Source organism: Arthrobacter sp. TJ-217, assembly GCF_058269255.1.
In genome coordinates this window covers 31,724-53,110 of record NZ_JBZCNJ010000008.1, presented here as the reverse complement: position 1 = coordinate 53,110, position 21,387 = coordinate 31,724, and the positions used below count along the sequence as shown (strand labels likewise).

General features: G+C 68.5%; 19 protein-coding genes. 10 read left to right on the top strand and 9 right to left on the bottom strand.

Annotated elements, in window-relative coordinates; all coding sequences use genetic code 11:
- Positions 1 to 9: 9 nt before the first annotated feature.
- The 6 genes from AC4D2R_RS14245 to AC4D2R_RS14220 form a co-directional block, all read right to left on the bottom strand.
- Entirely contained in the window at positions 10 to 678 is a 669-nt protein-coding gene (locus AC4D2R_RS14245; protein WP_490940732.1) for a DUF4166 domain-containing protein, read from the bottom strand.
- 99 nt (positions 679 to 777) lie between these two features.
- Complete coding sequence (locus AC4D2R_RS14240; protein WP_490940730.1) at positions 778 to 2,070, bottom strand: DUF58 domain-containing protein; 1,293 nt, start codon at positions 2,068 to 2,070, stop codon at positions 778 to 780.
- A gap of 48 nt (positions 2,071 to 2,118) precedes the next feature.
- Complete coding sequence (locus AC4D2R_RS14235; protein ID WP_490940728.1) at positions 2,119 to 3,189, bottom strand: AAA family ATPase; 1,071 nt, start codon at positions 3,187 to 3,189, stop codon at positions 2,119 to 2,121.
- Positions 3,186 to 4,448: a DUF4350 domain-containing protein gene (locus AC4D2R_RS14230; protein ID WP_490940726.1), complete on the bottom strand. Its 1,263-nt coding sequence runs from the start codon at positions 4,446 to 4,448 to the stop codon at positions 3,186 to 3,188. The genes AC4D2R_RS14235 and AC4D2R_RS14230 overlap by 4 nt, the downstream gene beginning before the upstream one ends.
- Complete coding sequence (locus tag AC4D2R_RS14225; RefSeq protein WP_490940724.1) at positions 4,445 to 5,125, bottom strand: DUF4129 domain-containing protein; 681 nt, start codon at positions 5,123 to 5,125, stop codon at positions 4,445 to 4,447. The genes AC4D2R_RS14230 and AC4D2R_RS14225 overlap by 4 nt, the downstream gene beginning before the upstream one ends.
- 46 nt (positions 5,126 to 5,171) lie before the next feature.
- Positions 5,172 to 6,431, bottom strand: a complete 1,260-nt coding sequence (locus AC4D2R_RS14220) for a DUF7847 domain-containing protein (RefSeq protein ID WP_490940722.1) — start codon at positions 6,429 to 6,431, stop codon at positions 5,172 to 5,174.
- Positions 6,432 to 6,635: 204 nt separating this feature from the next.
- On the opposite strand from AC4D2R_RS14220, the gene mtrA reads away from it, so the two are divergent.
- From mtrA to secA, 7 genes are all read left to right on the top strand, one after another.
- On the top strand, positions 6,636 to 7,313 hold the full coding sequence (gene mtrA, locus AC4D2R_RS14215) for an MtrAB system response regulator MtrA (RefSeq protein WP_490899671.1): 678 nt from the start codon (positions 6,636 to 6,638) through the stop codon (positions 7,311 to 7,313).
- 1 nt (position 7,314) lies between these two features.
- On the top strand, positions 7,315 to 9,072 hold the full coding sequence (gene mtrB, locus AC4D2R_RS14210) for an MtrAB system histidine kinase MtrB (protein ID WP_490940720.1): 1,758 nt from the start codon (positions 7,315 to 7,317) through the stop codon (positions 9,070 to 9,072).
- Entirely contained in the window at positions 9,059 to 10,786 is a 1,728-nt protein-coding gene (locus AC4D2R_RS14205; protein WP_490940718.1) for an LpqB family beta-propeller domain-containing protein, read from the top strand. Before mtrB ends, AC4D2R_RS14205 begins: the two co-directional genes overlap by 14 nt.
- Positions 10,787 to 10,854: 68 nt before the next feature.
- Positions 10,855 to 11,823, top strand: a complete 969-nt coding sequence (locus AC4D2R_RS14200) for a ComF family protein (RefSeq protein ID WP_490940716.1) — start codon at positions 10,855 to 10,857, stop codon at positions 11,821 to 11,823.
- A 119-nt stretch (positions 11,824 to 11,942) separates the two neighbouring features.
- The gene (gene hpf / locus AC4D2R_RS14195) at positions 11,943 to 12,671 is read left to right on the top strand and encodes a ribosome hibernation-promoting factor, HPF/YfiA family (protein ID WP_490899674.1); all 729 of its coding nucleotides are present in this window, start codon (positions 11,943 to 11,945) and stop codon (positions 12,669 to 12,671) included.
- 105 nt (positions 12,672 to 12,776) lie between these two features.
- Positions 12,777 to 13,985, top strand: a complete 1,209-nt coding sequence (locus AC4D2R_RS14190; protein ID WP_490940714.1) for a winged helix-turn-helix domain-containing protein — start codon at positions 12,777 to 12,779, stop codon at positions 13,983 to 13,985.
- Positions 13,986 to 14,074: 89 nt separating this feature from the next.
- Positions 14,075 to 16,804, top strand: a complete 2,730-nt coding sequence (gene secA, locus AC4D2R_RS14185) for a preprotein translocase subunit SecA (RefSeq protein ID WP_490940712.1) — start codon at positions 14,075 to 14,077, stop codon at positions 16,802 to 16,804.
- Between the two features lie 2 nt (positions 16,805 to 16,806).
- On the opposite strand, the gene AC4D2R_RS14180 is transcribed toward secA, so the two are convergent.
- Together AC4D2R_RS14180 and AC4D2R_RS14175 are read right to left on the bottom strand one after the other, a co-directional pair.
- Positions 16,807 to 17,160, bottom strand: coding sequence for an Rv3235 family protein (locus AC4D2R_RS14180; protein WP_490940710.1), 354 nt, complete (start codon positions 17,158 to 17,160; stop codon positions 16,807 to 16,809).
- 279 nt (positions 17,161 to 17,439) lie between these two features.
- On the bottom strand, positions 17,440 to 18,186 hold the full coding sequence (locus AC4D2R_RS14175) for a LysM peptidoglycan-binding domain-containing protein (protein WP_490940708.1): 747 nt from the start codon (positions 18,184 to 18,186) through the stop codon (positions 17,440 to 17,442).
- Between the two features lie 114 nt (positions 18,187 to 18,300).
- Here AC4D2R_RS14175 and AC4D2R_RS14170 point away from each other — a divergent pair, with 114 nt between their 5' ends.
- The gene (locus tag AC4D2R_RS14170) at positions 18,301 to 18,852 is read left to right on the top strand and encodes a hypothetical protein (protein WP_490940706.1); all 552 of its coding nucleotides are present in this window, start codon (positions 18,301 to 18,303) and stop codon (positions 18,850 to 18,852) included.
- Between the two features lie 74 nt (positions 18,853 to 18,926).
- Here AC4D2R_RS14170 and AC4D2R_RS14165 read toward each other — a convergent pair whose 3' ends face one another.
- Positions 18,927 to 19,154, bottom strand: coding sequence for a helix-turn-helix domain-containing protein (locus AC4D2R_RS14165; protein ID WP_490899682.1), 228 nt, complete (start codon positions 19,152 to 19,154; stop codon positions 18,927 to 18,929).
- A 224-nt stretch (positions 19,155 to 19,378) separates the two neighbouring features.
- Here AC4D2R_RS14165 and AC4D2R_RS14160 point away from each other — a divergent pair, with 224 nt between their 5' ends.
- Together AC4D2R_RS14160 and AC4D2R_RS14155 are read left to right on the top strand one after the other, a co-directional pair.
- The gene (locus AC4D2R_RS14160) at positions 19,379 to 20,038 is read left to right on the top strand and encodes a CpaB family protein (RefSeq protein WP_490940704.1); all 660 of its coding nucleotides are present in this window, start codon (positions 19,379 to 19,381) and stop codon (positions 20,036 to 20,038) included.
- Positions 20,035 to 21,360: a CpaE/TadZ family protein gene (locus AC4D2R_RS14155; protein WP_490940702.1), complete on the top strand. Its 1,326-nt coding sequence runs from the start codon at positions 20,035 to 20,037 to the stop codon at positions 21,358 to 21,360. Before AC4D2R_RS14160 ends, AC4D2R_RS14155 begins: the two co-directional genes overlap by 4 nt.
- Positions 21,361 to 21,387: the final 27 nt, after the last annotated feature.

The following is a 21,387-nucleotide window of genomic DNA, read 5'->3' as shown; positions in this document are numbered from 1 at the left end:
CCGACGGGACTAGACGCGGCCCTCCCACCGCAGCGGGCGGGCCTCGGGTGGCAGGACGCCGTCAAACGGGGCAAGGGCGTAATCGAAGCTGCCGGCATAAACGAGCAGGGTGCCCAGCTGCCGGTGCACAACGCGCGTGGAAATGCGGAAGCGGCCCGTGGAATCGTCCCAGTACTGCTCCATGTATGCCTTGGCGCCGACGGCGTCGGGAACGGGAAGCCTGATCCCGGCGAACACCCGGGTCCGCGAGGACACCATGCGCATGCGCCCGTCCGGGGTCACTGAGCACTCAAGCGCTGTCGCCATGCGGCGGCGGGACCCTACATAGTCGGTCAGCCGGCCGTCGTGGAGCGCCGTCGTATCTTCGAAGACCCGCAGCGCCTTTCGGAAGCGCAGCTCCCGGCGGGCCGTCAGGGCGGGCCGGCCGAACGGATCGGTGTGGGCGTAGTTGGCGATGGTGAACGGGACCTGGCCTTCGTATTCCGGAAAGAACGCGTTGTCGAGGGCGGTCAGCCGGAATGCAGGCCTTGTGAACCACGCCGGGGATCCCGCGACGTCGAACTCCCCGGTTCCCACGCCGTAGGTGCCGCTTCCCGTGTGGAGCCCGAAATACTCCCTCAGTTCCGGCTGAAGCCGCCCGAAATCCGAGCCGAGCACTTCCTGGTACACGGATTTCATCGCACCGGCTTCCACTGGGCCTCCCTCGTCGCGCTGGGCCTCATGTGTCGTCCGGCCAAGTCACTCGTTCAAGTCAACCACGGGCCGGCCCACCACGCCTCAGAGCCGCCCGGTCGCCTTGAGCCTGATGTAGGTGTCCGCCAGGCGCGGCGGCAGGTCAAGCGGATCCTCATCGACCACGTCGGCGCCGAGGGCCGTCAGGGCGGCCGTCATGGCTTCGCGGTCGAGCAGCGCCCGTTCCGCGGCGGCGGCCCGGTACGTTTCCGAGGCCGTTGAGCGCTGCGCGCGCATCTCGTTCAGCTGGGGGTCCCGGACCGAGGCAACAACCACGGCGTGCTGGGCCGTGAGGCCGGGAAGCACGGGAAGCAGGCCTTCCTCCGCGGCGCCGGAATCCAGGGAGGTGAGCAGCACGACGAGGGCGCGGTGGGGGGAGACGGCGCGGATCTGGGCAGGAAGGCGGGACCAGTCGGCTTCGATCAGTTCGGGTTCCAACGGGGCCATGGCCCGGACCAGGGAGTTCAGGAGGTTGTCCTTGGCCGCCGAACTCACCCTTGCCCGGACCCGACGGTCGAAGGCAAGGAAATCGACCTTGTCACCGCCGCGCTGGGCGAGCACCCCGAGCAGCAGCGCCGCCTCGATTCCGGTGTCAAGGCGCGGCTCGTCAGCGATGCGGGCGGCGGAGGTCCGGGAGGTGTCAAGGACGATGACGACCCTCCGGTCCCTCTCAGGGCGCCACGTGCGCACCACGGTGTCGCGGCGCCGGGCGCTGGCGCGCCAGTCGATGGAGCGCACGTCGTCGCCGCGCACGTAGTCGCGCAGCGAGTCGAACTCCGTGCCGGCTCCACGGATCTGCACGGCCGCGCGGCCGTCGAGTTCCCGCAGCCGGCGCAGCTTCGACCCGAGGTGCCGCTGGGAGTGGAACGGCGGGAGCACCCGCAGGCTGCCGGGAGCCGGAAGTGAAGCCTGCCGCGCCGCAAGCCCGAGCGGCCCGGCGCTGCGGATTGTCACGCCCGTCACCGCCAGCAGCCCGCGGCGTTCCGGACGGAGGGCGACCTCGAGGAGCCGGGCCTCCCCGGCCGGCACGGCGAGCCGCTGCTCGGGATTGACCGCTCGCGCGGAGGGCTGCCAGGCCTCCCTGATTGTCGCCCGCAGCCGCCGCCGGTTGTGGTTCGCCACGGTCAGGGAACTCGTGCAGGGTTCACCGAGGCGAACGCTCTCGGGAATCCTGCGCGAAACTCCCACCCGCCGGGGCGAAGCCGCAAGCATCAGGTCAACCCCGACCCCGGCGGCCAGCAGCGCGGACCAGACCAGCAGCGGCGTGATACCGGGAAACAGCACGATCGGAAGGACGCCAAGGAGCGCCAACAGCAGCAGGCGCCCGCTAAGAGCCATGTGCCAACCCGCCCCGCGGCGGACACGGCGAGCCGGTGGAGACGGTTCTCACCGCGGCACCGGAACCGTGGCGAGGATCCCGGCGAGCACCTCGTCCGCGCTCACCCCGTCCATGTGCGCCTCCGGACGCAGGGCGACCCGGTGGCGCAGGGCGGGAAGGGTCAGCGCCTTGACATCGTCCGGAGTGACGAACGCGCGTCCCGACAGCCAGGCCCAGGACCGTGACGTGGCGAGCAGCGCCGTCGCCCCGCGCGGCGAGACGCCGAGCTGGAAGGAAGGGGCCTCCCGCGTTGCCCGGACCAGGTCCACGATGTACGCGAGGACCTCCGGCGCGATCGACACTTCGCGCACCGCCGCGCGCGCCCGCTCAAGGTCCGCGGGGCCGGCGACCGCGCGGACACCGGCACCGGCGAGGTTCCGCGGATCGAACCCTTCGCTGTGCCGCCGGATCACTTCGATCTCGTCGTCGCGGCCGGGAAGCGGCAGGGTCAGCTTCAGGAGGAAGCGGTCAAGCTGGGCCTCGGGCAGGGGGTAGGTTCCCTCGTACTCCACCGGGTTCTGCGTCGCGGCGACGATGAAGGGATCGGGAAGGGCCCGGGAGACGCCGTCGACCGACACCTGGCGCTCCTCCATCGCCTCGAGCAGCGACGCCTGGGTTTTGGGCGGGGTCCGGTTGATCTCGTCGGCGAGCAGGATGTTGGTGAAAACGGGCCCTTCCCGGAAGGTGAACTCGGAGGTGCGCGACTCGTAGATCAGCGACCCGGTGACATCGCCGGGCATGAGGTCGGGCGTGAACTGCACGCGTTTGGTGTCAAGGCTCAGCGCCGCCGAAAGGGTGCGGATCAACAGGGTCTTCGCCACTCCCGGGACGCCTTCGAGGAGCACGTGCCCGTTGGAGAGCAGGGCGATCAGCAGGCCCGTCACCGCGGCGTCCTGGCCCACGATCGCTTTCCCCACCTCGTAGCGCACGGCCAGGAGCGCCCGCCGTGCCGGATCCGCTCCCTGGCCTGGTGCGGCGGCTCCGGCGCCGGTGCCGTTGGCTCCGACGGCACTGGGACCGTCGGTCCTGACCGCGGCGTGCGCGCCCGGACTGCGCCCCCACTCATACTGTTGATTCATTGGGAAATGATCTCCTTTTCCAGCTCGAGAAGTTCCTGCGACAACCGCACCAGTTCCCGGTTATTGGGAGGGGCGTAGCTTACAAGCATGCGTTCGAGGTCCCCGTGCGGGCGGCCCGTGGCACGTGAGGCGGCGCCGATGACCTCGGCGGGCGCGGCGGCGTGAGGCAGTCTCAGGCGGACGGCAATCCGGCTCAGGGAGGCCGCCCGCAGGGTTGCCGCGGCGTGCGCCACCGCCCGCGAGTCCTGGTAGAGGCGCGCCCGGCCCTCGGCGGTCTCCGCGGAGCGGACAAGCACGGGAAGCGGCTCGGCGGCGAGCGGCCCCATCCGCCGGCCGCGCCACACCATCGCCAGGAACGCGCATCCGAGCAGCCACAGCATTACGGTGTTCGTCCAGCCCGGAAGCAGGTTCAGCGGGTCGCTGGGCGTTCCTGTCACCGCGAGGTCCGCGGTGGTCGGCTGGTACCACACCAGCGTTGCGTCGCGGCCGAGGGCGCCGAGCGCAAGCGCCGCGTTGCCCTCCTCGGTGATGAGGCCGTTCGAGAGGATCTCGGGGTAGCCAAGGACCGCCGTCCGCCCGTCCTTCGATGCAACGTAGGAGGCACCGGTTCCTTCCGACAGGGTGGGCGCAGTGAAACATCCGGTGCCGCCGGTGTATGCCAGGCCGCCGGCGCTGATCGTGCCCGCCGCGGCGGCTTCCTCGACTGGGCAGTCCGCGGGTGCCGGCGCCGCACCGCCATCGACCGCGCCGGCCGGTTCCACTTCCGGCGCGAAGGAGCGCAGCTGAACCTCCGAGGGCGCGGCAAGCACCCTCCGCTGGGAAGCCGCGCTCAGGAGCCCGAGCTGATCCTCATTGAGCCAGCCGTTCGGGTCGTGGAGGAACAGGGTCGCGGGGCCCGCTCCAAGGGCATCCTCGGCTTCGGCAAGGGAGCCGGGAGCAACCACGCGGACGCCACGGTCCTGCAGCACCTGTGCCAGCGCTCGCGCTCCGGTGGGAGCGGCGTTGGCGGGGGAGAGCGGCGCGGGCGCGTCGGCGCGCGTGAGCAGGCCCAGGACCACCACACCGACCATCAGCAAGCCAAGGAAGATGACCGTGCGTGCGCCACGCAGCCGCAGCCGTACGGCCCTCGAAGTGCCGTCCCGGGCGCCGGCTTCCGGTCCAGGCCCGGGCGGCGCGGGGTCCGGGTTTTCCGCAGGCGCGAGCCCGGCCGGCGCAGCGGTGGCCGTCGGATCCTCGGGCGCCGCGTGCCGCGGGGTCACCGTGGGGCCGCCAATCCGGGGGTGGCCGAGCTACGCGCAGGCGAACTGGAAAGGAGGGAAGCATCAAGGGCAGCCGCCCGCGTGCAGTCGGCCTGGCCGGCGCGTGCGCCGCCGTAGACCACCTCGTTGAACCGCTCGGTGAGCCAGCCGATGTCGGCGGCGGCACCTGGGAACACGGCGCTGAGCTGGTCGGAGGCCTCGGTTGCCGTGCGTCCCGGCTGGCGGTCGAGGATGACCCGCTCCTCGGCTTCGCGGATCACGGCCCGCAGCCGCTCGGTGAGGGCCTCATTCCAGTTCTGGGCTGCAGCGGCCTCCGCCGCACGACGGCGGTGATCCGCCGCCGTCGAGATGTCCGACCCCATGAAGACCTGCCGGGCGGCGCGGGCGGACGGCGAAATGCGCCGCCCAACGAGTACGGCGGTGATTGCGACAACGAGGAAAATCCCGCCCGCGAGCAGGACGGTGCCCAGCCCGGCGTCGAGGGAGCGCACCTCGGAGAGCGTCCCGAGGAACCAGTCGATGACCGACTGGAAGGCCTGATCCAGAAGGGAGGGCTGCGCCTCCTGATAGGCGGGCTTCGCCAGCTCGCCCTCCAGCAGCCGCCGAGCCTCGTCCCTGCCCGGTCCGGCAGTGGACATCGTGACCGCGTGCGGCGCATGGATCGGCGCAGGGATCATTGCGCCGCACCGCCACGCGGACAGCGGGATCCGTTTTCAGGAAGGTTCATGCGGGGTTGCCCCAGCCGCGCCGACCCTCAGGCGCGGCCGCGCCAAACTGCCCGGTGCCGCCGGCGGGGAAGCCGGGCACCCCGTCCACCGAACGCTCGTGTTCCTTCATGAGCACGACGTCGAAGCCTTCCCTGCGGATGCGCAGGTCAATGTACAGCAGCGCCGTCACACCCGCCTGGAAGGCGTAGCCGATCGCGGCAAAGAACGATGTGATGCCCTGGGTGATCAGCAGCACCGGAAGGGAGTCGAGGGCATTCATCGTGGACGCCGCCGGGGCGTCGGAAAAGCTGAAGAGCGCCGTGACGAGGAAGGACACGGGGGTGGCAATCACGGTGGAGATGATCGACACCATGATGCTGGTGAGGATCAGGATGCCGAATGTCCGCCACCAGTTGCCGCGGGTCAGGCTCCACGAGCGCCGGAACGAGTGGAGCGGGCCGGTCCCCTCGAGCATGAGCGCGGCGGGCGCGACCACGAGCTTGATGCTGACCCAGACGGCACCTGCGGCGAGAGCAAGGGCCAGCGGAATGATGATGTAGAGCGAATAGAGTTCCATTGCCGCGGCGGCGGCGACGGCGATGAGGACGACCACGCCGACAACAAGGGCCGAGGCGATGGTGCCGATCACTCCGAGCAGCAGCAGCGGCAGCAGCCGCCGTGCTGAAAGCCGCCACAGCTGGCCGAACCCGGTCCGCTGGTTGAGCACGGCGCGGGCCACCGGAATGACAAGCACGCCCTGCAGGATGAGCAGGGCCCCTCCCGACACAACCGAGATGACCGTGGTGAAGGAGGCGAGTGAGGCAAGGAGGCCGCCGAGCTGCTCCGGGGAAGCCGTTTCAGGGTTGATCTGGTCAAGGCTGGTGATCAGGCCAGTCGACATCAGCACCGTGACCACGGCGACGAACGACTGGAAAAGGATCGCCGTTCCAAAGGTGGAAAGGGGGTTCCGGCGGCACGCCTGGAAGGCGCCGTCGAGGATCTCACCGAGGCCGAGGGGCCGCAGTGGAATAACGCCCGGCTTCGGCGGAGCCACGTACCCCGACTGCTGCGGCGGGCCCGGCTGCAGCCCGCCCCACCGGCTTGCCCCGCTGCCCCAGGACTCGCCCCAGGGGGTGCCGGCCGGCCGGGGGCCCGGCCCGGCCGGAACGCCCGGTGCCGGCCACCCCGCGGCGGGCCCGGGTGCGGCCGGCGGCTGGCCTCCGGGAGGGTGCCAGGAAGTGTCGTCCGGACGCCTGTCCTGCGGATCGTTGCTCATGCTGTCCTTCGGGAAACAAGCGCGGCCATGGGTTGTTATCTTGAACTATAATTACCAGCACGTCGAACGTGCAGCGCCGCGGCAGGCCGAATGGGCCCGAAGCGGTTTTCCTCCTTCTGCAGGGCAGCAGCCCCGCAGCGCTTCCGCGGCGCGCGGAAACGCCGCCAGTGGGACATTGGAGGCTCAATGGGACACTATGGACCTATGAAGGCACGCATTCTGGTAATCGATGACGACGAGGCACTGTCCGAAATGATCGGCATCGTGCTGCGCAATGACGGTTTCGACCCGGTGTTCTGCGCCGACGGCGCGGCGGCACTCGCGGTATTCAAATCGACGCAGCCCGACCTCGTCCTCCTCGACCTCATGCTGCCGGGGCTCGACGGCATCGAAGTCTGCCGCCAGATCCGCGCGGAATCCGACCTTCCGATCGTCATGCTGACCGCCAAGTCCGACACCTCCGACGTGGTGCGCGGCCTCGAATCCGGTGCCGACGACTACGTGCCCAAACCGTTCAAACCCGCCGAGCTGGTGGCCCGGGTGCGGGCGCGGCTGCGCCCCGGAGACACGAAGGCGCCGGAGACCCTGCGCATCGGCGACGTGAGCATCGACGTCGCCGGCCACTCCGTGACCCGCGGCAGTGACCGCGTCTCGTTGACCCCGCTCGAATTCGACCTGCTTGTTGCGCTCGCACGGAAGCCCTGGCAGGTCTTCACCCGCGAGCTGCTCCTTGAGCAGGTATGGGGATACCGCCACGCGGCGGACACACGGCTCGTGAACGTCCATGTGCAGCGCCTGCGTTCGAAGATCGAACGCGATCCCGAAGCACCCGAGATTGTCCTGACCGTCCGTGGTGTCGGGTACAAGGCAGGCCAAGGCTGAGTTGAAGACCGCCGCAGAGCGCGCCGCACGGCGTTCGGCGCAGACGGCGAAGGAACTGCTCAGGCGGTCCCGCCGTACCGCGCTGGACGTCGCGGCGCACTGGCGCCGTTCCCTGCAGTTCCGCACCGTGGTATCGACGGTGCTGCTGACCGCGCTCGCGTTCATCGTCGTCGGCGGCTTCCTGTCCAGCCAGATCGCGAATGCGCTGTACAAGGAGCGTTTCGGGCAGTTCCAGAGCGAAGCCAGCCGTGGCCTTTCGGACATCAAGGATGTCTTCCGCGACACAACGACCACCGACCGCGACTCGACCGACCGCCTGGCCAAGGACACGCTCCTGAGGCTCCAGGGACGCGGCGCCGACGCCCCCCGCCAGTGGCTGCTGACACCGCTCCCCGGGCAGCAGGGCTACTTCGTTCCCCCCCGGGCCAGCCACGACAACATGACCGAGTCGGCGCTGATCCCCCCGGACCTGAAGAACGCCATAACGAACGGCGAGGAGCAGTACTGGACGCCGATCCAGATTCCGGTTTCGGCAACCACGGGGGACCGGAACGTCCCGGGAGTGGCTTTCGGAACGAAGGTCACCCTGCCGCCGGACCGCACCGCCTACGCGCTGTACATCATCTACGACCTCTCCTCCATGCAGAAGACGTTGAGCTACATCCACATAGTGCTGTGGATCGCCGGATTCGCGCTGCTGGCCAGTGTCGGCGCCATCGCCTGGTTCGTGACCCGCAGCGTCGTGCGCCCAGTGGGCCACGCCGCCATGGTCTCCGAGAAGCTCGCGGCCGGTGAACTCCACGAGCGCATGGAGGTCAAGGGAGAGGACGAGGTGGCGCGGCTTGGCGCCTCGTTCAACCACATGGCCAACAGCCTCCAGGACCAGATCACCCAGCTCGCGCAGCTGTCCCAGATGCAGCAGCGCTTCGTCTCCGACGTGTCCCACGAACTGAGGACCCCTTTGACGACGGTACGTATGGCGGCCGAGGTGCTCCACGACGCGCGCGCGGAGTTCGACCCCGTCAATAAGCGGTCCGCGGAGATCCTCTACGACCAGGTGGAGCGTTTCCAGGCGCTCCTCGCGGACCTTCTCGAAATTTCCCGGTTCGACGCCGGCGCCGCGGTGCTCGAGCCCGAACCCACTGACATCTTCCAGGTGGTCAGGCACGTGATCGAGGGTGCCCAGCCCCTCGCCGACAGTTTCGGATCGGAACTGAAGATCATCTCCGACGAGACAACCTGCGTCGTCGACGCCGACCCGCGCAGGATCGGCCGCATCCTCCGCAACCTGGTGGTCAATGCCCTTGAACACGGCAGGGGCAAGGCGGTGCATATTTTCATCGGGTCGAGCCCCGATGCCGTGGCGGTGGCAGTGCGGGACTACGGGATCGGCATGACGCCCCTCCAGGCCTCCCGCGTCTTCGACCGCTTCTGGCGGGCGGATCCCGCCCGTGCCCGCACCACCGGCGGCAGCGGGCTTGGCCTGTCGATCGCAACCGAGGACGCGCGCCTCCACTCCGCGTGGCTCCAGGCCTGGGGCTCGCCCGGTGAAGGCTCGTGCTTCCGGCTGACCCTCCCCAAGCACCGCGACAGCGAACTCAAGGTCTCACCGCTGCCGCTGCCGCCGCGTGCAGTGGCAGAACTGCCGGCGTCATCCGGCTCTGCACCGGAGCCCGGGGACGGCCCGCCCGCGGATGCCGGGACGGTACCGGACGGGCAGCAGCAGGAACCGGAAAAGGAAAAAAGTGAGATTCAGTAGGCCGTTCTGGGCCGCACGCGCCGTTGCCGCACTTCTCGTTGTGCTCTTCGCTATTGCTGGCTGTTCGTCGATTCCCACGGGCGGCCCGGTGCAGACCCTCCCCGCCGCGGATGAGGAGCAGGATTCGACCTCGCAGGTCTTTTCCCCCGAGGGGCCGCGACAGAACGCCCCGCCAGAAGCCCTCCTCCAGGAATTCATCACCGCAGGAACGGGAGCCGCCGACGGCTATAAGGTGGCCCGCGAGTTCCTTACCCCGGCGCTTGCACGGACCTGGCAGCCGGAGGAGCGCATCGTGATCTTCGAGGCTGATCCGCGGATCGTCGAGCGTGAAGCCGAGGGGTCCCTGCAGATCCAGCTTGAGATCACCGGAATCATCGATTCCCAGGGCGTGCGGACCGATCCGCCGAACCCGACGACGGAGAGCATCCGTGCCGAGATGGTGAAACTCAACGGGCAGTGGCGGATCAGCGAGATTCCCAACGGCATAATGGTCACCGAAAGCAACGCCTCGTTGCTGGCCACCGCTCACAACCTCTACTTCTACAGCAGCAGCTACCGGTTCTGGGTGCCCGATGTGCGGTGGTTCGTCCGCCGTCCGGGCATTGCGGCGCGCATCGTGCAGACGATGCTCGCCGGCCCGGCGCCGTATCTCCAGGGTGCCGTGACAAGCGCTTTCCCGGAAGGTGTGACGCTGGCCCAGGAATCGGTGCCGATCCGATCCGGCGTCGCGTCCGTTGAGCTTTCGGCGTCGGTGCTCCAGGATGCGACGGACCTTCGGCTGCAGCAGATGGAGCAGCAGCTGAGGGCGAACCTGACGACCCTCAACGATGTCACCTCCGTCGAGATGACGGCCGGCCAGCCGATCGACCTTGGCGCACCCGACCCCGCGCTGGTCATCCCGGACTTAAGCCCGCCGGTGGGCAACGAGCAGGTGGTCATCGCCCAGAATGAGATCAAGGCCTACCGGGACCTCAGTGTGGCCCCCATCGACGGCCTTCCCTCGGTTGCCTCCTACAGGCCCCGGGACCCGGCTCGATCCGTCGAGGGAAGCAACTTCGCCTTCCTCAACGGGCGTGCCACGTCCCTGCTCGCGACAGCGCCGGGCAGCGAGGTGCGCACTGTCATTGAAGGTTCGGGCCTCACCGCCCCCAGCTTCGACCCCGAGAACTGGGTGTGGACCGCGCGGGCCGTGGACGGCGGGCCGACGGGCCGCGGGTCCGAAGTCATCGCCGTGCCCCCGGGCGGGGTTGCAGCCAACGCCGTTGTCGTTTCGGCCTCATGGTTAGCCGACCGGACGGTGAAGGACCTGCGGATCTCACGCGACGGCGCACGGGCCTTGTTCGTCGTCGAACAGGGAGGGGTGTCTCAGGTGCTGTTGGCGGGCATCACCCGCAGTGCGCAGGGCATTCCGCAAAGCTTCGGCGAGCCGCTCATGCTGAACGCCGGTGACAACATCGGAACGGCGAAGTGGGCAGGCGAAAGCACCATCGTCGCATCACCGGTCTCGTCGACGGCGGAGGTGCGCCCGGTCATCCTCCAGCTCAGCGGCGAGCTTGAAGAGATGAAGGGACTCAAGGGCATCGTTAACATCAGTGCGGGCAGCGATCCGGCTGAGGACTTCTACGTCCAGACCGACGAGGCGCTTTTCAACCGCGTGGGCCGGAGCTGGATCCGCAGCGTCGAGGGCGTGCGGGACCCGGCGTTCCCCGGCTGAACCGGGCACTTCTCCACATACCGCGCATTCCCGGCCTGCGCGCCGCCGCCACGGCCCACCCTCGAAGCATGGCATGGGAAACGGTGGCCGGGGCGGCAGACCACCTGCGGACGGTCCCCTGCATCAGGGAGTTCGGAGCAGCGCTGGCCGGTTTCTGGTCCCTGGTGCTTCCGACGTCCTGCGTGGGCTGTGGCCGGGCCGATGCTTCGATGTGCGCCCCGTGTGCCGAGGCTTTCCGCCGCGCCACCGTCCGCCCGTTCTTCGCCGAGGCGAACGCCCTGGCCCTTCCGGAACACCTTGATCTTCCCGGAGCCCCCGCCCTTCCCGGGAGCCCGGCCCGTTCCGAACCATTTACCCGGCCGGACGGAGGGCCCGGCGAGGGGGCCGAGTTCATCCCGCTGCCGGTCATCGCCGCGGGAAGCTATACGGGCGTCGTGGCCCGGACCGTCCTCGCCTACAAGAACCACAACCACACCGACGTCCAACGGCCGTTCGCCGCAGCCCTCGGCGGTGCGCTTCATCACGCGCGTTCCGCGCTCGGCCTCCCCGACGGTTCGCCGTTCTTCCTGGTCCCCGTGCCCGCCCGGGCCTCCTCGCGCCGGTGGCGAGGCTACGATCCGCTTGGCATGCTCGTCGCCGGGCTTTCCCGGCGCGGTGAGCTGCCCGCCGGCGCGATCGTGCTCAGGGCCGTGGTCTTCCGCCGCGGGACGGCCCCGGACCGGGCCGCTTTGGCCGGCGTCCTGGGAAGGGGGCGGTCCGGCGGGCAGAAAGGACTCGGCCGGCGTGCGCGGCGTACCAGCACCGCCGGAACGATGGCGGTTTCCCGGCGGCACGCGCGCAGCCTTGCCGGTTCTCCCTGCATCGTCGTCGACGACGTCCTGACGACCGGTTCCACGATCGCCGAAGTGGTGAGGGTGCTCCGTTCGAACGGTGCCCGTGTGGCAGGAGGGGTCATTGTGGCAGCAACACCGCCGCCTGGGGCAACGGATCGGCTGAAAGCGAATTTCGAAGAAATCGGTGTGGGGAGGGATGAATAAAGGGCCTCGGTGATCTACCGTGAAGTACGGGAACCAAGAGAAGGACCGGAACCCGTCGGCAGCGGTCTGGGGGCCGTATTGGGCCGCTGTTGTGTCACCTTAGCGATTTGGAGGGCACCATGGAATTTGTGATCAATGGCCGGAATCTTGCAGTATCCGACCGTTTCCGCGAGTACGCCGCAGAGAAGATCGACAAGATCGAGCAGCTCGGCGATAAGGTCCAACGGGTGGACGCCAAGATCACCAAAGAATCAAGCGCCCGCATGGCTGAGACCTCACTCACCGTCGAACTCACAGTGCTGTGCAAGGGGCCGGTGGTGCGGGCCGAGGCCAGTGCTGCCGACAAGTTCGCAGCGTTCGATCTCGCGTACAACAAACTCCTCGAGCGCCTGCGCAGGGCCCGCGACCGCAAGAAGGTCCACCACGGCCGGCACACCCCGGTTGCCGTCGGCATTGCCACTGCAGGACTTGAGCCAGTGAGCACCTCCCAGCCGATCTACGCCGAGCAGCCGGCCGACTCCGCCCCGGTCACCGAAGCGTCTTCGGCCGACGGATACGAATCTCCCGATGACATTCCCGCCGGCGACTCGCCGGTCCTCATCCGGCGCAAGGTATTCTCCGGAACCCCAATGAGCCTCGACGACGCTGTCGACAACATGGAACTGGTCGGCCACGACTTCTACCTCTTCGTCGATTCGGCAACCGGTGCGCCGTCCGTTGTGTACCGTCGGCAGGGCTGGACCTATGGCGTCATCACCCTCGATGCCAAGTGCGCTGAAGGAACGCAGGAGCCGCAGGAAGAACTGCTCGCCTACCGAGCGAAGGAAGCCACAGCTGCAACCGCATAGTACGGTGCCGGCGCGGCGGCGGATTTCCGCCGCCGCGGCCGGCGCTTCATCGAATCGTGCCCGGTGCACGCCGCACGCGCGGGGCGTGCAGCGCGGCGCCCGCCCATGACGACCCTTTCGCTTTCGCAGGCACGCCGGATCGCACTCGCAGCCCAGGGACTCGCACGGCCACGCCCCACGGGGCCGCCGTCGTCGCGCGCCCTGGCCCGGGTCCTCGGCCAGGTGCAGCTGCTGCAGATCGACTCGGTCAACGTCCTCTCACGGTCGCACTACCTTCCGATCTTTTCCCGGCTCGGCCCGTACGACACAGGGGTGCTCGACCGGTTCTCCGGAACCCACCCGCGGCGCCTTACCGAATACTGGGCCCACGAAGCCAGTTTCATCGACCCGGCCCTATTCCCCTACCTGCGCCCCTGGCAACGCCGAAGCTGGGTCAGCGCCGCCGGCATGGACCCGGACCTGCGTGCCTCCCTTGAGCAGAGGGTCCTCGAAGTGCTCGGCAGGAGCCGGCCGCTGACCTCGGCGCAGCTCCAGGAGCGGCTCGGCCACGAGGAGCTTCGGAACACCGATGGCTGGGGATGGCGCTGGAGTGCGGTGAAGCGGGTGCTCGAGGATCTTTTCGCCAGGGGCGAGATCAGCTCGGCCGGCAGGACGGCCCAGTTCGAGCGCAGGTACGCCCTCACCTCGAAGGTCATGCCGTCGGACGGGCTCGCCGCCGTCGACGTCGATGCGCGGGAGGCGCTGCTGATCCTTGCGGAGCGGGCCGCAGCGGCGCTCGGCGTGGGGTCGGTCCGGGATATCGCCGATTACTTCCGCACACCCGTCCGCGACACTGCGGCGGCCGTCGACATACTCGTCTCCCGCGGCGTGCTCAAGCCCGCCGAGGTGCGGGGCTGGAAGCGGCAGGCATACCTGCATGAGGCGGCGGTCCTTCCCCGCCAGGCCCTCGGGCGGGCACTGCTGAGCCCATTCGATTCAATGGTTTTCGAAAGGGCCCGCCTCGAAGCCCTCTTCCACTTCCACTACCGGATTGAGATCTACACCCCTCCCGCGGCGCGGCGCTACGGATACTACGTCCTGCCCTTCCTCGTGGGAGAGACGATGGCCGCCCGGGTCGACCTCAAAGCGGACCGCCTTACCGGGCGGCTCCTGGTGCGTGGAAGCCACGCCGAACCGGACGCGCCGTCGACAACGGCAGCGGAGCTCGCGCAGGAGCTGGTGAGCATGGCAGGATGGCTCGGGCTGCAGGAAGTCGTCGTTGAACCGGTCGGCGACCTTGCCGAACCGCTGGCTGCGGCAGTGCGCTGGAGCTGACCGCAGGGAACTAAATCGAGAGACCGAGCGTCTCTCCCGTAGACTGAACACGCCACGTTTGGGCAGCCTTAGATTGGGAGCGAATACCAGTGCCATCACTTCTTGAACGAGTTCTCCGCACCGGCGATAAGAAGACACTGAAGAAACTCCGGAACTACGCAGACGCGATCAACGTCCTCGAGGACGAATTCCGTGGGATGTCCGACGCCGAACTGCGCGGTGAGACCGACCGGCTGAAGAAGCGCCACGCCGACGGCGAATCCCTCGACGCGCTCCTGCCCGAGGCGTTCGCCGCGGTCCGCGAAGCCTCGAGCCGCACGCTCGGCCTGCGCCATTTCGACGTCCAGCTCATGGGCGGCGCAGCGCTCCACCTCGGCAACATCGCCGAGATGAAGACCGGCGAGGGCAAGACCCTCGTCGCCACAGCCCCCGCCTACCTGAACGCGCTGACCGGCAAGGGCGTCCACATCGTCACGGTCAACGACTACCTCGCCGAGTACCAGTCCGACCTCATGGGCAGGGTCTTCCGCTTCCTCGGAATGACGAGCGGCTGCATCCTCTCCAAGCAGGATCCCGCGGCCCGCCGCGAGCAGTACGCGGCGGACATCACCTACGGCACCAACAACGAATTCGGCTTCGACTACCTGCGCGACAACATGGCTTGGAGCGCCGCGGAGCTCGTCCAGCGCGGGCACAACTTCGCCATCGTCGATGAGGTCGACTCCATTCTCATTGACGAGGCCCGTACGCCGCTGATCATCTCCGGCCAGGCCTCAGGCGACGTGAACCGCTGGTACAACGAGTTCGCGAAGGTCGTCAAGAAGCTCCACGTCGACACCGACTACGAGGTCGATGAGAAGAAGCGCACCGTCGGCGTGCTCGAGGCAGGCATCGAGAAGGTCGAGGACTACCTTGGCATCTCCAACCTGTACGAGTCGGCGAACACCCCGCTGATCGGTTTCCTCAACAACGCCATCAAGGCCAAGGAACTGTTCAAGCGCGACAAGGACTACGTGGTCCTCAACGGCGAAGTCATGATCGTCGACGAGCACACCGGCCGCATCCTCGCCGGCCGCCGCTACAACGAGGGCATGCACCAGGCGATCGAGGCCAAGGAAGGCGTCGAGATCAAGGCCGAGAACCAGACCCTGGCCACGGTGACCCTTCAGAACTACTTCAGGCTCTATGACAAGCTCTCCGGCATGACCGGTACGGCCGAGACCGAGGCCGCCGAGTTCATGTCCACCTACAAGCTCGGCGTGGTGCCCATCCCCACCAACAAGGACATGGCCCGCAAGGACCTTTCGGACCTGATCTACAAGAACGAGGTGGCGAAGTTCGACGCCGTCGTCAAGGACATCGTCGAGCGCCACGAGGCGGGCCAGCCCGTCCTCGTCGGAACCACGAGCGTCGAGAAGAGCGAGTACCTCTCCAAGCAGCTGGCCAAGGCCGGAGTCCGCCATGAGGTCCTCAACGCCAAGAACCATGCGCGCGAAGCCGCGATCGTCGCCCAGGCCGGCCGCAAGGGCGCCGTCACCGTTGCAACGAACATGGCGGGCCGCGGCACCGACATCATGCTCGGCGGAAACGCCGAATTCAACGCCGTCGCCGAAATGGAGAAACGCGGGCTCGATCCGGCGGATAACCCCGAAGAGTACGAGGCACAGTGGCCCGCAGTCCTCGAGGCGGCAAAGAAGGCCGTTGAGGCGGAGCAGGAAGAGGTGCGCGAACTCGGCGGGCTGTACGTGCTGGGCACCGAGCGCCACGAATCACGCCGCATCGACAACCAGCTCCGCGGACGCTCCGGCCGCCAGGGGGACCCCGGGCGGTCGCGCTTCTACCTTTCGCTCACCGACGACCTGATGCGCCTTTTCAACTCCGGCGGCGCGGAGCGCATCATGAACAGTTCGACGATGCCCGATGACATCGCGCTTGAGTCGCGGCTTGTCTCAAAGGCAATCGAGAACGCCCAGGGCCAGGTCGAGGGCCGCAACGCCGAGCAGCGCAAGAACGTCCTGAAGTACGATGACGTCCTGAACCGCCAGCGCGAAGCCATCTACGGCGACCGCCGGCGCATCCTTGAGGGCGGAGACCTCAAGGAGAAGGTCGGTTACTTCCTTGAGGACGTCGTGACGGCAATGGTCGACGAAGCAACGTCGCAGGGCCACGGCGATGACTGGGACTACGAACTGCTGTGGACCAACCTGAAGACCCTTTATCCGATCACCCTGACCATCGACGAAGTGATCGAGGAGGCCGGAGGCAAGTCCAAGATCACCCGCGACTTCCTCCACGCTGAAATCCTTTCCGACGCCAAGCTCGCCTACCAGGCGCGCGAGGATGCCCTCGGCGAGCAGACGATGCGCGAGCTGGAGCGGCGCGTCGTCCTCTCGGTCATTGGGCGGAAGTGGCAGGAACACCTCTACGAGATGGATTACCTCAAGGAGGGCATCGGCCTGCGCGCCATGGCCCAGAGGGATCCCCTCGTCGAGTACCAGCGCGAAGGATTCGTCCTCTTCCAGGCCATGATGGAGGCCATCCGCGAGGAGACCATCGGCTACCTGTTCAACCTCGAGGTCGAGGTCGCGGCACCGGCGTCGACGGGACTGCCCGGCGTCCAGGACGCCCGCGGGCTTGTGCAGGGACCCACCGTCCGTGCGGCGGGCCTCGAAGCCCCGCGGCAGCCCGCGACGCTGAACTTCTCGGCACCGAATGCCCAGGGCGAGGCCGAAACCCACGTCGAGCGCCTCAAGACGGCCGTAGCCGAAACGAAGGCACGCACGGCAGGGCGCTCCAACGGCAAGCGCCCGAAGAAGTAGCTTCAGCCGATCTCCAGGGCGGTGATGCGCCAGGATCCGCGGCGCTCCTCCACCCGGAGCGCAACGGCCCGGGCCCTCGTGCAGTCGTGCACCACGAGGGCGGCCTCGAAGGCGGTGTCGGACACCCGGCACAGCCTCGCTGCCCGCACCGTCGCACCCCGGTTGCGCCGCTGCGCTGCGGGCGGGGCAAGCCGGTGTCCCTTCGGAGCCGCTGCTGCGGAACGCATGAGCGAAGCCCTGACCTCAAGCCGGTCGTAGCTGTCCTGGTCCAGCCAGCGCGACATCTGGTGGGCAGGGCGGGTACCTCCGAGCACCTCCACGGCGCCCTGGGCGACAGCGCAGGCAATGGCGCCCACCCGGGCCTCCACCCCGCCGGTTCGGCTCCCGTCACCCCCAGGCCCGCTCTGCCCGGCCTTGGCTCCAGCCGGGACTCCGGGGGACCGTGGGGAGCCTTCCGTGCCTCCATTCGGGGGCCGCGGAGCCGTCCGTGCGCCGGGACCCGCGCCCGGGGAATGGCTGCGGGAAGCGGTCAGTAAATCGACAGTGAGGGGAGCCGGGTCCGGCATGGTCTTGGCCTTTCATGTGAGGCGGCGAGCCCGGGGAGGGCTGAGGGCTGCAGGTCGAAGGGTTTCAGGTCACCGGTCACCGGGTGGTTTGAGGATCTCGCCGGGGGTCAGGAGTGACGGGTCAGGCCCGATCACCCGCGCGTTGGCGGAGTACCAGCGCGGCCATTCGAGGGCTATCTCCGCATCGGTGGCAAAGGGGCCAAGGTGCTCGGCGGCGATCGCCCAGAGGGTGTCCCCCTCCTCGACGACCACCGTGGGCTCGGCATGCGCCGTCGAGGGCCGGGGCGCCGGCTGACGACCAAGCAGGCCAGGCTGGCAGAAGGAGGGCAGCGGCTTCCACCGTGGCGTGACCTTCTGCTCCTCGGCGGGCGCACCGGAATGCGCGGGCGAATCGGAACGCGCCAGCACCGCCGCACCCCGTGCCGGGGAGAGCGCGGTGGTGGTGCCGCCGGCCGGTATGAACCCGCCGGCCGGCGCGGCGTCGGCGGTGATCGGTACCGCAACGAGGTGGGCGCCGAGCACGGCTGCGGCGAGGCGGCGCATGAACGCGGGGGACAGGCGCCGCGCCTGCGCGGCGGAGCGCGGATGCCCGAGACGGGTGAGGGCTTCCGCCGCTATGGCGAAGAGCAGTGCCGCAGACCAGCAGGCGAGGACCGCAAGTCCAGCGACCGAGACAGCAAGCCCAAGGCCGTCCTCTAGTTGAAAGCGTGTTGCGGCGGGGCCGTTGCGGAGAATGGCACGCCCGGCGCCCCACAGCAGCAGGCCCAGGAGGGCAAGTGCCGCGGCCGATACGGCATCCCTTGAAGCAATACTCACGGTGCCTCCCGTCAGAACGTTTGGCTTAATTTGATGCCGTTTGATGCGGTTTGTCTATACTTGTTTTTGATGGCTGCAGTTGACGGGGGCTTTCCGGAAACCTAGGGTCGGAAAATGCGGTGGAACGCGTTATTCGATGATCTTGAGGACCAGTTCGCTGCGGCACGCGCCGCCGAAGGAGAGGCGCTGGTCGGTGAGCTTCACCGGGCAGAGCAGTCCCAGGTCAGTCTGGCTGAAAGGCTCGCGGGCCAGCCGTCGAACATCCTCAATGTGCGGACCACTTTCGGGCAGGACTTCGCAGGCCAGCTCTCCCACGTCGGCTCCGAATGGCTCGTTCTCGAAGCGGGCGGGCAGTCGGTCCTGATTCCGTATGCCTCCGTGCAGACGATCGAGGGGCTTGGGCGCCACCCCGGGCCCGCGCTGCCGCGGGTGCAGGCCCGGCTCGGCCTCGGCTCGGTATTCCGCGCACTCGCCCGTGACCGCGCCCTGGTGACGCTCCACGCAGGGCACCAGGGCTGGGGATACACAGGGACCATCGACCGCGTCGGCAGGGATTTCCTTGAACTCGCCGTCGTTCCGGCGGGCGATCAGCGCCGCGCGGGAAACGTGGTCTCGGTCCTCGCGCTGCCGTTCGGAGCAGTCTCAGCGGTTCTCTCCGCGAACTGACCCCTGCCGGCCGGCCCTGGGCCGACGACAGGTCAAGCTGGGGATTGGGACGGCGGCGGAGAGTCGGAACAGCCCTAGGCGTTGTTGACGGCGCGCGGGTTGTCGCGGAGAGCGGAAGCCGATTTCTCGTAGGCCTTCGCGATGTAGTCCTCGAGGACCTTCGCCTCGACCCGCCACTGTCCGCGTCCGCCCACCTGGATCGCGGGCAGCTCGCCCGAGCGCACCAGGGCGTATGTCTGGGAGGAACTGATGTTCAGGACCTCACCAACATCCGCAAGAGTCAGGAACCGCTTTTCAGCCACAACAATTGCCCTTCCTTCCGCCGGATGCCCTGTCTTCCCCTAATGATGTCACCGATCAGCATCATGATGACATCGATGGGCCCCGAAGAATCAAGTTGTCCACAGAATGGGCTCATTTGGCTGGACGAGGTTTATTTTGCGGCACCGCTGCACAACAATGGCAGGGAGTCGGGCCCCGCCGTTCGAACATTCCCCAGCCAGGGCGGACCCGCAGGGGGAGTCGAATGAGCGTCGAAAGCCGACCCTCGACCGCGGTGCCGGCGCCACGGTTGCGGAAGCCGTCCTTGAAGGACCCCCGTCTGCTCATTGGCGTGCTCCTGGTCCTCGCCTCCACCGCCGGAGTCGTCGCCCTGATCGGGAGCCTCGACAAGACAACCGACGTCCTTGCGGCAAGAGGGGAGATCCCGGTGGGGGCGCCGCTCGGGCCGGATGACTTCTCGACCGTAGCTGTGCGCCTGGGCAGCCTTGAGGACGCCTACCTCCCCGCAGCGGCGGGCGTGCCCGAGGGCGCGGTTGCCACCCGGCTGGTGCGGGCGGGAGAGCTGGTGCCCGCGGAAGCGGTGGGCACCCCCGATGAACTCGACCGCAAACCGGTCGGCCTGACGGTCTCCGATCCATTGCCCACCGGCACGGCGGCCGGAGCGCGTGTGGACGTGTGGGTCGCGCTCCCGCTGGAGGGGCAGAGCGGAAGGTACCAGGAGCCGCGGCTGCTGCTCGAGGCGGCGGAGATCGCGGAGCTGACCGTCAACGAATCGGCCCTCGGCGCAAACCCGGCAACACTGGTGCACGTGCTTGTCGAAGACGCCACCATGCCCGCCCTGCTCAACGCCCTGTCGAACGAAGCGAGAATAGCGGTCGTCCTCAATCCCGGCGGCGGACCGTGAGCATACCGGTCGTCACCGTCGGAAGGGCGGCAGGCGAGCAGGTGACGGGCCTTGAGAAACTGCGGGGACCGGTGACCGTCGTGCGCCGGTGCGCCGACTTCACCGAAATGCTCGCCGCGGGCCAGACGGGCCTCGCCCGCGCCGCCATCCTCTCACCCGATGCGGGGGAGCTGACAGCATCACTGCTCGAGCGCCTGCGCACCGTCGGGGTAGCGGTCGTCGCGCTCACCGACAGCGCCGCGTCCGCTGCGCAGACGCAGGCTCTGGGCGTTGCCTCAGCCCCGACATCAATAGCGGCCGAAGCACTCGCCGAGCTGGTCTCCTCCGCGGTGGCAACCCTTGAACCCTCCAATCCGGCGGGCCACCCGGGCACCGCCTACGCCGACCCCGCTGCCGCACTGCGGCCCATCGAGGCCGGAAACGGCAACGATGGCGAGCAGGGGAAGGGGAAGGTCACCGCGGTCTGGGGACCCACCGGGGCCCCGGGCCGGACCACTGTGGCGGTGAACATGGCAGCCGAACTTGCCGCCTCCGGATCACCGGTGCTGCTGATCGACGCCGACACCTACGGCGCGAGCGTCGGTGCGTTCCTGGGCCTGCTCGATGAATCGGCGGGACTGGCCAAGGCGTGCCGGCTGGCGGACCAGGGGGTTTTCGATGCCGCCGCCCTGGACCGGGTTTCGGCAACCGTTGCTGTGCGCGGCGGGAGGATGCAGGTGCTCACGGGGCTGACCCGCCCCGACCGGTGGCCCGAGCTGCGGCCCGCCGCCCTGGCCCGGGTCATCACTGTTGCACGCACCGCGGCCGCCGTCACAATCATCGACGTCGGTTTCTGCCTCGAGACGGACGAGGAACTGAGCTTCGACACTGTCGCACCGCGGCGCAACGGCGCCACGCTGCGCTGCCTGGAGCTCGCCGACGCCGTCGTGGCCGTTGGCGCAGCCGACACCGTCGGGGTGCCCCGGCTCGTCCGCGCGCTGGCGCAGCTGCAGGAGGCCGTTCCCTCGGCGGTCCCGCGGGTTGTCCTCAACCGGGTCAGGCCGGCTGCGGCGGGCCGTGCCCCGGAACTGCAGCTGCGCGAGGCGTGGGAGAGGTTTGGGCCGCCCGCCGGGATAGCGGCGTTCCTTCCGGACGACTCCGAGGCCGCCGATGCGGCGCTCCTGACCGGCTCGGTTCTCCTTGAAACCTCGCCCGCTTCGGCCCTCCGGACGGCCATCGCTGCCCTTGCCGATGTGACGGTTGAACAACGGCAGCGCCGCCGGTTTGGATGGGGCTCCAACGAAGTGAAGTTTTCGAGGATGCCCGTTAGGCTTCCAAGGTAAGGGGCTGCAACGGGGCGGCCTTTAATC